The sequence below is a fragment of the Nocardia sp. NPDC004722 genome (genome assembly GCF_053601505.1).
This window is the reverse complement of record NZ_JBSGBY010000271.1, coordinates 1-10,912: the sequence shown is the minus strand read 5'-3', so window position 1 is coordinate 10,912 and position 10,912 is coordinate 1. Positions and strand designations below refer to the sequence as shown.

Below are 10,912 nucleotides of genomic sequence, written 5' to 3'. Positions count from 1 at the left end.
TGGGCAATGCAGAACGCGCTCAACGGCTTTCAATGCGACATCGTCGAACCGATGTACGCGCAGTCGCTGATCGACCGTTACGCCGGCAAACCGATCACGTGGCAGGGCACCGTGATTCGCTGGGACGGCGTCAAAGACTTTCCCCAACATGGCGAACGCGGCCAGACCGACCGTTACCTTCAGCGGACCATCAACAAACTCGGCATGCACCTCGGCCTACAACTGCACCGCTTCCTGCACCGCGACGACTTCAACATCACTGTGGCTGTGGAGGATATCGACACCGGCACCATCTACATGGACTTCAGCGTCCTGCCCCTCGACCCCTTCGGCTACCCAGTCTCGGGCCGTCCCGACTACCCGAGGACCTTCACGGTGCAAACCGGCGAGGCCCCACCGGTCGAGTTCAAGGCCCACATCTGGCCCCCGAAGTCCTCGATCGACCAGTATCGAGCCATCGGCTCACTGATGAGCCGCCAAGGCTTCTACTTCTACCGCCACAACCGCCTCGTGCAGGCAGGCGGCTGGAACAACTTCCGCCAGCCCGAACAACACTTGTCTCCGGCCCGCGTGGCGATCGACATCCCCGACGGCATCGGCGACTTGATCCGCCTGACGGTCAAGAAGGACGGCGTCGAACTGGCACCCCACCTGATCGCCGACCTCGAAACCGCTGTCGACGAACACGGCGCCCGGTTCGGCCAGTACATCGCGGATGCCGAAGCCACGTACCGGGATTCGCGAAAGCGTGCCGGTGCGACCCGGAAGCCGGTCATTCCCCCGGGGCGCGGCATGGAACCCTCCGTTCGGGAAACCATCGAGGACGAACTGCCGGTGCTGCCCGGCGAGGAGCCGATCGACATCCGCTGGAGCACCCTCGAGGGCGACGTGTTCTTCGACTTGGACCGCGAAGACCGAACGATCTACCTGAACAAGCGTTTCCGCACCGCGCTGCTCGGCGGACGCCGGGGAGGCATGAACGATGTGCCGATGATCAAGTCGCTGCTGTTCCTGTTGATGCACAAGGCATTCGAGAAGGAGTACAGCGGCAGCCGGGAGAAGGACAATCTGCAACTGTGGCAGTCGATCCTGTTCTCCGCCGCGTCGGCCGAGGAGAAGCGGTTGAGTACCGATGGATGACGGCCTATCGCACGTTCCGTCGTGGTCGGACGCCGAGTACTTCCTGGGCAGGGGAGAGGCGGCCAGTATCCCGTTGTCGTCGTCGGGCGGACATCCCGTGGTCGTCTACGAGGTGAGTGACAGTGGTGACGGGGTGGTGCTGTACGTCGAGCTCTTGGCCCGCTCCGCGGCACCGAAGTCTCCGATGCCTGCCGTTCATGTAGATCGTGTCGACCATCGCGGCATGATCATGGCGCGATTCCGAACGACCCGTTCGGAGTTGATGCGGGACTTCCATGACCTGATCACCGCCATCGCCGATCGTGTTGTGCGGAAGGGTTATCCGCTGTCGGACGCGTTCGACGAGACGATCCGATCGTGGTCTGCGCTAGTCGATCGTGGACTACAGACGAACCTGCAGCGCCGGTTGGGCCTGCACGGCGAGCTCGCCGTACTGCGGTCATTGGTCGAGAAACACGGGTGGGATGCCGCACTGGAGGCGTGGCTCGGTCCTTTCGGAGAGGAACACGACTTCGTGGTCGGGGACCTCGGTATCGAGGTGAAGACGACGGCGTCCGAGGTTCGGCAGCACACGATCAATGGTGCCGATCAGCTGACTCCCGCTGTTGGACAGTCGTTGTGGCTGATCTCGATCCAGCTGACGCGCGGCGGCGCCAACGGCCGCACCTTGCAGCAGTCGATCGACGCGCTCTCGCACTCGGCCGCCGCGGAAGGCTCGGCCGTGGAGTCGCGTTTCGCCAAGGCCTTGGAGGAGGCGAGGAAGGGCTGTGAAGGTGGGGAGGAGGATCGCTGGATCGTCCGGAACGAACCCTTGCCGCTGGCCGTCGATAGCCTGCCCCGGATACCACTTGAGCGGCTCGATCCCGATGCGCTGGCGCGCATCTCCGCTGTCCGCTACGACGTCAACCTCGCCGGGTTGACGCCCAGCACCGATCCGCCCATCGATCCCGCCACGCTCCAACTGCCCTGAGAATTGAGGACTCTGTCATGGTGAGCTCCGATCCGGTCCGGCTCGAGCTACACAGTGAAGCGCTGGTCGGCATGGCCGGTCGCCCGAAGAAGCTCGAGCGTGCGCTCTCCTATCATTCCGAGGAACTGCCGAGGTCGGAGTCCTTCGCGACGGAGCAGGACTTCCTCACGGCCCTGCGGTCCGCGAGCTCCACCGATCAACTGGTGGCGCTGTGGCGGAAGCATTTGACCGCTTGGGATTTCAAGCCGGTCGTCGACTGGTCCGAGCAGCCGCCGCGCAGTGTCGAGCGCCGCGGCGACGTGTACCGACTGCTCGCCATCCAGCCCGAGACGGGTGATCTGCTCAGTGAGTACATCCCGGTCCACGATTTCGCCGCGCCGGTCGTGATCAGTGAGAAGTTCACGCCGTGGTACACCCCGCAGTGGCAGGCGGGCCGATCGTTCTATTGGCCCGCGTATCACCAGCTGCTCGACCGCAAAGGCTGGCCGGCCCACGCGATCGCTGGCTTGGACGATGCCACGGACCGTGTGGTGGAGCGCCTGGCGAACCCCACGGACGAGGCCGCCTACCAGGCGAAAGGACTGGTCGTCGGTTACGTGCAGTCCGGCAAGACCGCGAACTTCACCGGTGTGATCGCCAAGGCCGTGGATGCGGGCTATCGCCTGGTCATCGTGCTCGGCGGCACCCTGAACATGCTCAGGGAGCAGACCCAGCGTCGACTCGACATGGAACTCATCGGTCGCGAGAACATCCTCGGCGGCGCCAACGAGTTCGATTCCGACTACGCCGACGATCCGGACTGGGGTAAGGGCAGGTTCGTTTCGTTCGGCGAAATGCCTTCCAAGCTGGGCGCTTTCGACATCGTCCGGATGACCACCCGCGACGACGACTACAAGAGCCTGCTACAGGGCATCATGGCGCTGGAGTTCGAGAAGCACGAGCCGAACCTGCCACTCTACCACCCGAAGAACCTGCACCGCTCCAACGCTCGACTCATGGTCGTGAAGAAGAACAAGACGGTGCTCGGCAAGCTGGTCAAGGACCTGAAGAAGATCAAAACCGACCTGCGCGAGATCCCGGTGCTGATCGTCGACGACGAATCCGACGAGGCGTCGCTGAACACCACGAACATGGGCAAGCCCAACGCGGAGCGCACCGCGATCAACCTCAAGATCTCCGAACTGCTGCGCATGCTGCCCCGCGCTCAGTACGTCGGCTACACCGCGACCCCGTTCGCCAACGTCTTCGTCGACCCGGCCGACACCGAAGACATCTTCCCCAAGGACTTCCTGATCTCGCTTCCGCGCCCGGACGGATACATGGGCGTCGCCGACTTTCACGACATCGATTCCGAGATCCCGCTCGACGAAAGGAATTTCGAGAACTCGAACGAACTGGCCCACGTCCGCGACCTGACGGCGCCAGAGGACGGCGACGACACCCCCGACCTGCAGCGTGCGCTCGACATGTTCGTGCTGACAGCGGCGATGAAGGTCTTCCGCGAGATGCGTGATCCGGAAAAGACCTTCAAGCACCATACGATGCTGATCAACGAGTCCCGGCTCACCGAGGATCACCGGGAGCTGGCGGGCCGAGTCACCCAAATGTGGTGGAACTCAGGCTATATCGGTCCCGCTGGCCGAGAACGATTGCGCCTGCTGTACGACAGCGATGTCGCCCCGGTCTCCGCGGTCCGAGCCGACGGCTACCCGGTTCCTGCGTCCTTCGACGAGCTGGCCGAGCACATCGGCGCAGCCATCCAACGTATCGGCGGCGACGACCGCCCGATCCTCGTCATCAACAGTGACAAGGAACTCGAAACGGGTGCAGCCGATTTCGACAAGCGCCCGATCTGGAAGATCCTCATCGGCGGCCAAAAACTCTCCCGTGGCTTCACCGTCGAGGGCCTGACTGTCACCTACTTCCGCCGCGCCACCGCCAACGCCTCCACCATGATGCAGATGGGCCGCTGGTTCGGCTTCCGCCGCGGCTACCGAGACTTGGTCCGCCTCTATATCGGCCGCCAGGAAACCATGGGCGCCAAGGACGTCGATCTGTACCAGGCGTTCGAGGCGATCTGCCTGGACGAGGAGAAGTTCCGCGAGGAGCTCGAACAGTACTCGGTCCTCGTCGACGGTGAACCCCAGGTCACCCCCGCCCAGGTGCCGCCCCTTGTCTCCCAACACCTCCCATGGCTGAAACCGACGAGCGCGAACAAGATGTACAATGCCAAACTTGTCGAAGTGCAGTCACCGGGCCAATGGGTGGAACCAACGGCCTACCCCGCCACACAGTCCGACTTGCGCCACAACTCCTCCGTGTGGCTCCCTGTCTTGGAATCCCTTGACCCGGAACCGCTCACCTTGACGGCGAATCTCGGCGACAAGGGCACTTTCCCGATCCCGTTCCTCACCGGAACCATGACCGCCCCCGACTTCCTGACCTTGGCCGAGTCGGTGAAATGGGGAGCCCCCAACCAGTTCTCCCCTCACCTCGAATACCTCCGCCGGATCACCAAAGGCCGTCAACTGGTCGAAGACTGGCTGATTCTCGCCCCCCAACACGTCCGCCCCGGCAACCGCTTCACCCCCGACTCCACGACCCGCACCTACTCCTGGTTCGCCCGAGACCGCCGCCGCCAGAAGCTCTTCGGCGCCATCGGCGACCCCAAACACCGTGCCCCCGCCCTCCGCATAGCCGGCCCCCGCAACCCCTCCGACGACCAACTCTCCATCGACCTCTCCCGCCACCGTCGCGGCGTCATCGTCCTGTACCCGGTGATCGAAAAGGAGTACCGCGTCGAAGTAGCAACCGGCACAATCGATCCCGCCCACCTGACTATGGCTTTCTGCTTCGTTGCTCCGTACACCGCCATGATCGGCGGCGACCGAGTAGTCCGCTTCACCACCATCGACTCGTCGAAGGACTCCGTAATAATCGACGCAAACTAAATCTAAGACCTGCCGGTCGCTCAGCTAGCGAGATGGCTAGACGCATCGCTAGCCTCCAAAACCTTGATGATCGACTCCCCAACCGCTCTCGCCACAGGCGGCGGGAAGGCATTGCCGACCTGTCGGTACTGCGCGGTCTTGCCGCCGGAGAACTGCCACTCGGGAGGGAAACCTTGAACGATGGCCGCTTGCTGGACCGTCAGCATAGGGCCATCAGGTCTGAATAGGTCGCGTTCCTCGGTGCCTTTGATCGCGGTCGTCTCGATGTCGTTCGCGACCCCCATCGGGTCGACACCGAGCTGCCGCCATGCGGCTTTGGCCCTGCTCGGACCTAGGTCCGCTCCGCCATGCTTCTTCGACCCGCCGACGAGTGTCGGCGCGACGCCACCGTGTTCATGTGCTTTGCGCCGCCATTCCTCGAAGCCTTTCCGGGCGCGCCTACCGTTGGGCCCAACGAAGTAGCGGCTGAACCGCTCATACATCGACTGTTCGAGGCTTTCGGCGACAGTGATGGGCGTCAAATGGCTTTGGGCGGGCCACTGGTAGGTGGTGTTGTCGATCACATCGTTGCGGAACGCGACAAGGATGGCGCGCGGTCGTAGCTGGGGGACACCGAAATCGTGCGCCTCGAGAACGTCCCACTTGGCGACTGAGTAGCCGAGTCCCACTTCGTCTATGAACTGGCCATCGTCGCCGAAATAATTGCCGCCCTCCAACTTTGCCGTAATCCAGGCGCGATACGGAGCGAACTTCGGATCCATGATCCCGCGAACGTTCTCGATCATCACGGCACGCGGTCTGAGGGTCCTGACCAGCTCGAGCATCTGCGGAAAGAGGTCTCGTTCGTCATCCTTGCCGAGCTGCTTCCCGGCATGGGAGAACGGTGGGCACGGCACACCACCAGCCAGCAGGTCCAAACCGTATCGAGCCAAGTTGGCGGCACCCTTCACGAGGGCCTGATGCGGATCGAATTCCTTGACATCGCCTTCAACGATGTCGCAATACTTCCTCTCCCAAGTCCAGAGCTCGTGGTCGTCGATGTTGAGTCGGAGAGTCTGTGCTGCGTGCTGGTCGATCTCCACGAGGGCCAGATGGCTGAAGCCCGCCTGGTGCAGGCCAACAGCCTGTCCTCCGGCGCCCGCGCAGATTTCGATCGAGGTGAACGAGGGCGCGCTGAGCTTTGTCACTCGGGTGCCTTCCTGGGGTTCGAAACGGCCAAGTGGTACATCTCGGACCATAGCTGTGGCGACCGACAGACTGGCGAAATCATGTGCAGGGAAGGCTGATGCGAAGGTCGGGTCGGACTGTGCCACGACCCGTTTGTGTCGCTGGGCACACCGGCCGTGCAGAGTTCAGCCTCTGTCGTCGGGATTCTCGATGTTCGTGATCGGGCGACCGACGGGCGTGGCTAGGATCTGATCACATGGCCGACGAACCGACGGAAGAGTGCTTGTTCTACAACGCCGAGCCGTTGCCGTCGGTCGAGATGATCGACTTGTTCGCCGGCCCAGGCGGTCTCGATGTCGCGGCTCGTTGGCTGGGTGTCAAAGCCATCGGCATCGAGTTCGACCGAGACGCGTGCTCGACCCGTCTCGAAGCAAAGCTCGGGACCAGACAGGCTGACGTCCGGCAACTCGAGATGCTGGACGATTTCCCCAACGCGAGAATCCTCACCGGGGGTCCGCCGTGTCAGACGTTCTCCGTCGCAGGCGCCGGAGCGGGTCGAAAAGCCCTCGATCAAGTCGTCTCGTTCATGTCCCGGATGGCAGCGGGGGAGGACATCGAAGCGGAACTCGAGTCACTCGATGATGTCCGAACAGGGCTTGTGCTACAGCCATTGCGGTGGGTATTGGCGGCCATCGACAAAGGCCGTCCATTCGAGACGATCGTTCTGGAGCAGGTACCGACTGTCCTGCCGGTGTGGCAGGCCATGGCTACCGAGTTGCGCAAACTTCGCTATGACGTCCGGGTCAAGATCGTGCATACCGAAGAGTTCGGCGTTCCCCAGACCCGGCGTCGCGCGATTCTGATTGCCTGCCGAGACCGCGCGGCACACTTTCCGAAGCCGACGCATCGGCGATACCGCAAAGGAATTGCTCGCGAGCACGGCGAACCGGACTTATTGCCATGGACGACCATGGGCGAGGCATTGTCCGACCGGTCCTACGCGTTCCGTGTCGTCTCCAACTACGGAACCGGGGGCGATCCGAAGTTACGTGGTCAGCGCGGCTCGAATGAGCCCTCGGCAACGGTCACCGGCAAGGTCCGTCGCAACCGAATCGTCTCGGGTGGGACGGACCAAGACCGGCTGAAACCAGCGGAAGCAGGTCGGTTGCAGACGTTCCCGGTCGACTACCCCTGGTCCGGTCTCGACCAGTATCAGCAGGTCGGCAATGCGGTTCCGCCCCGACTGGGTGCCCACATACTTGCTGCCGCAATTTTCGGCGAGAGTCCCGAGGAAGCTTCCCTGGATGCGATGGTCGGCGGGACCTGGAAGGCCGCATTGAGCGGAGAGCTCGAACTGAAACGCGAACCGCTTCGACAGCCTGACGAGGTCGAAGGGCTGCTGGATGAGCGGGGACGGCCGTATAGCGTCGATCTTGATGTCATATCGGCTTAGCCGCTATGACGAATCGTGCCACCTGACAGAATTGTCGATGCTCAAACCTACGCTCTTTGGTCGATTTATCGAACGGCCAAGTTAGGAGCATCGGTGCCCGAGCGCGACGATGATTCGATTGGTTCACGCCCCCGGTGATCCGAATCCCTACGGCGCGCTGGGAGTCTTGGGCGAGGCGGCCTTCGAGCGCGAGTCTGCACCTCGTGAAATCAATTCTGCGAGTGCGGAACGGCCTCGATCTGAATGGTGTGACCGAACGAGAGGTATTGCGCGACTTCCTCAAACGAGTGTTGCGGCTGGTCCTGTTTATGGTGTTCGATGCGATCGACGTCGATGCCCTCGACGCCGAATTGTGTGCGATCGCGCATGAAACTGTCTTCGCTACCTTGGTTCGAGCGGGATGGGATGGATACAAGGCGTCGCAGCGGGCTAGCAAGGCGATTTCTGCCGTGTATTTGTAATTGCCGAATTGATTCGAAATGTCGACGGTTTGACTTCGTTTCGTGAGTTTCGCTAAGAAATATCTTCACCGAACCTGACCTGATCGAACATACCTTCGATTCGAAGCAGGGAAACCGTACGGTATATAAACGGAAGGTGGGTGGAATTGTCACGTTCCACGTGCCGCTCCAGGATTGGTGCAATGGTCTCGACTTCGACATTTTCGCAGGTCAGGCCCAATTGCCTATTAGCCTGCCGATCCGGCCACGTTGACTTGTCGGTGATGTCTGGCACTATCTGGGTTGTTGGCCACGATGTGACAGTCGAAGGGCTTCAGTGGTGCGTGGACGTCGCCTGGTGGGGGTGGGTGCGAGCGTGTCTCAGGTGCTATTGAAGGCTCTGTGGTGAGTTTTGTCAGGGGGCGTAGTGATTGCGTGTTCGGGAACAATGCACAGCTTTTTCGGGCGAGGAGTTGAAATCCGGTGACGAATCTCGACACCGAACTTTCGGACGTCATCAAGACGGTTCTGATTCAGTCACAGCGAGTGCTCGATTCCTATCGCGCCGACCCGGGTCTGATTCAGGAGCATGCCAATAGTGAGCGTCGGATCAGTCAGGGTGGCTACGGTGCGCGCCAGCTGTACGAGTTGGTCCAGAACGGCGCTGATGAAATGAGCGTGCAGGACGCCGGTGGTCAAATTCATGTCGTCCTGATCAACAATTTCCTGTATTGCGCGAACCAGGGTACGCCGGTGACACCCGCTGGAGCCGAGACCATCCTTCGGATGTCGGTCTCTCGCAAGCGCGGCGGACAGATCGGCCGCTTCGGCGTAGGCGTGAAGTCGGTGCTGTCGGTGAGCGATACGCCCCAATTCTTCAGCACGACTGGTTCTTTCGGTTTCGACCGCGGATGGTCGGCGGAGCTGATCCGAGCGGCTCATCCCGACGCACACGAGACGCCCGTTCTACGAATCGCGCGGGCGATCGACCCGTCCCGGGAGCGCGCCGACGATGCCATCCTCGACGAACTGATGAGCTCGGCCACGACCGTGGTTCGACTGCCACTGCTGCCCGGCGCGGCGGCGCGGCTCGGAGCAGACATCAGGAGCTTCCCCGCCGAATTCCAGCTCTTCTCGCCGCATGTAGGCGAACTCAAATTGGAAGACCGGCGGACCATGCCTCTGTTTCGGCGAACGCTCGGCATGCAAGCCGACGGTCGGCTGCGGGGTCTTACGGAGGAGCGAACTGGTGCCAAGACCGTTCACACTGACTGGAAGGTATTCACCACCGTCTACGTGCCGTCGGATGAGGTCCGGGCCATGGCCGGGGAACTGCACGATCGTCCCGAGATCGATCTGGCCTGGGCAGTGCCCGGCTACCGCGATACCGCAGGGGGCTTGCTGTCGGTCCCGATCGGGCGGGGCGTGTTCTGGTCGTTCTTTCCGACCGAGTTCGACACGACGCTGAGCGGCAACATAAATGCGGCGTGGAAGACCAACGAGGACCGCCAGGCCATCCTGAAAGGGAGTCGGCTCAATATCGAATTGATCGATGCCGCTGCACAGCTCGTGGTCGATTCGTTGCCGAAGCTGGTGGATCCGAGCGATGTCGCCGCCTACCTGCATTTGCTGCCCGGACGTACGAAGGAGTCGCCGAACTGGGCCTGTGAGCAGCTCACCGGGCAGGTATGGAAGCATGCCGCCGCCCGACCCTCGTTGCCGGATCAGCAAGGGGTACTGCGGAAACCGGGGGACTTGCACATCCATCCCGACGGTCTGCAGAGGCCATGGCTGGAGTTGTGGGCCGGGTACCCCGGACGGCCGATGAACTGGGTGCACCACTCCATCGATATGCACCGTGATCGGCGCGGCAAGGTCAATCACATTCTCGATGCGGCGCGGCAGAGTCCCCGCGGGCTCCGGGAATGGCTCGAGGCACTGGTGAGTGACGGGTCGGCAGCGGCGTCGAAGATCGCCATCACCATTCTCGATGAGATGGTCACACGGGGCCACGAGGGCGTGGCCCAGGCGCGTCAGGCACGGATCGTTCTCACCGAGCGCAACGGTCTTGTCGCCGCGGTGGCGGGCGAGGTGTTCCGGAAGGCCGGAAATGACGGTCTCCGTGACGATCTGATCTACGTCCACCCGGATGTGGCGGACGAACCGATGATAGACGGCAAGCTCGGTCGACTGGGCGTCCATGAAGCCGATCATTCTGGACGTTTCGCCGCCGTTCTCGACCAGGGATTCGACGACTACGGTCCGGAATCTTGGCTGCGGTTCTGGGAGCTGCTCCGGACCGCGGGCTCGGGTCGATCGATTGCGCTGGTGAAAACAAAAGTGGCCGAACCGCTTTCGGTCCTGCATGTGCGGACTGTCGATGGCCATCTGCGCCCGATGCGAGATTGTCTGCTTCCCGGAAAGGTTGTGCCCGTTGACGGTTCACGGGACGCGAACGTCGCGGTCGACATGCGGGTACACGCGGACGACGGAGCGAGTTTCCGCGCATTGGGGCTCGTCGACGTACCTACCGTCGACCATCGCCCCGAAAACGAGGAGTGGTTCGGCGCGTACCGGGATGCACTGTACAAGGACTACTGCGAAAAGCACTTGAGCAGTACGGATTCCCGCCCGGCGATCGCCCGGTTCGTGTTCGAGGGAGCGGCGACTGCCGGTCCGCTGCACCTGCTGACGAAGCTTTCACCGTCGGGTAGGGCGGCCTTCATCGAGCATCTTCCGGATGCGGGTGTGGTGCGCAACTGGACGCTTCAGCTGGGCAAGGATCCGGCCA

Annotated in this window: 7 protein-coding genes; 6 read left to right on the top strand and 1 reads right to left on the bottom strand. The window is 62.3% G+C overall.

Features of this window, described 5'->3' with window-relative positions; all coding sequences use genetic code 11:
* From ACWELQ_RS24685 to ACWELQ_RS24675, 3 genes are all read left to right on the top strand, one after another.
* On the top strand, nucleotides 1-1,140 hold a 1,140-nt coding region (locus ACWELQ_RS24685), incomplete at its 5' end, for an ATP-binding protein (RefSeq protein WP_452399422.1).
* A 97-nt stretch (nucleotides 1,141-1,237) separates the two neighbouring features.
* Nucleotides 1,238-2,110, top strand: coding sequence for a PD-(D/E)XK motif protein (locus ACWELQ_RS24680; protein ID WP_452399421.1), 873 nt, complete (start codon nucleotides 1,238-1,240; stop codon nucleotides 2,108-2,110).
* Nucleotides 2,111-2,127: 17 nt separating this feature from the next.
* A complete protein-coding gene (locus ACWELQ_RS24675) occupies nucleotides 2,128-5,061 on the top strand; it encodes a Z1 domain-containing protein (RefSeq protein ID WP_452399420.1) in 2,934 nt (977 codons plus the stop codon).
* A 20-nt stretch (nucleotides 5,062-5,081) separates the two neighbouring features.
* Here ACWELQ_RS24675 and ACWELQ_RS24670 read toward each other — a convergent pair whose 3' ends face one another.
* Entirely contained in the window at nucleotides 5,082-6,248 is a 1,167-nt protein-coding gene (locus ACWELQ_RS24670) for a DNA cytosine methyltransferase (RefSeq protein ID WP_452399419.1), read from the bottom strand.
* A gap of 236 nt (nucleotides 6,249-6,484) precedes the next feature.
* On the opposite strand from ACWELQ_RS24670, the gene ACWELQ_RS24665 reads away from it, so the two are divergent.
* The 3 genes from ACWELQ_RS24665 to ACWELQ_RS24655 all read left to right on the top strand — a co-directional run.
* Nucleotides 6,485-7,681, top strand: coding sequence for a DNA cytosine methyltransferase (locus ACWELQ_RS24665; protein WP_452399418.1), 1,197 nt, complete (start codon nucleotides 6,485-6,487; stop codon nucleotides 7,679-7,681).
* 203 nt (nucleotides 7,682-7,884) lie between these two features.
* Nucleotides 7,885-8,142, top strand: a complete 258-nt coding sequence (locus tag ACWELQ_RS24660; protein WP_452399417.1) for a hypothetical protein — start codon at nucleotides 7,885-7,887, stop codon at nucleotides 8,140-8,142.
* A gap of 462 nt (nucleotides 8,143-8,604) precedes the next feature.
* The coding region (locus ACWELQ_RS24655; protein ID WP_452399416.1) for a sacsin N-terminal ATP-binding-like domain-containing protein at nucleotides 8,605-10,912 on the top strand (2,308 nt) is incomplete at its 3' end.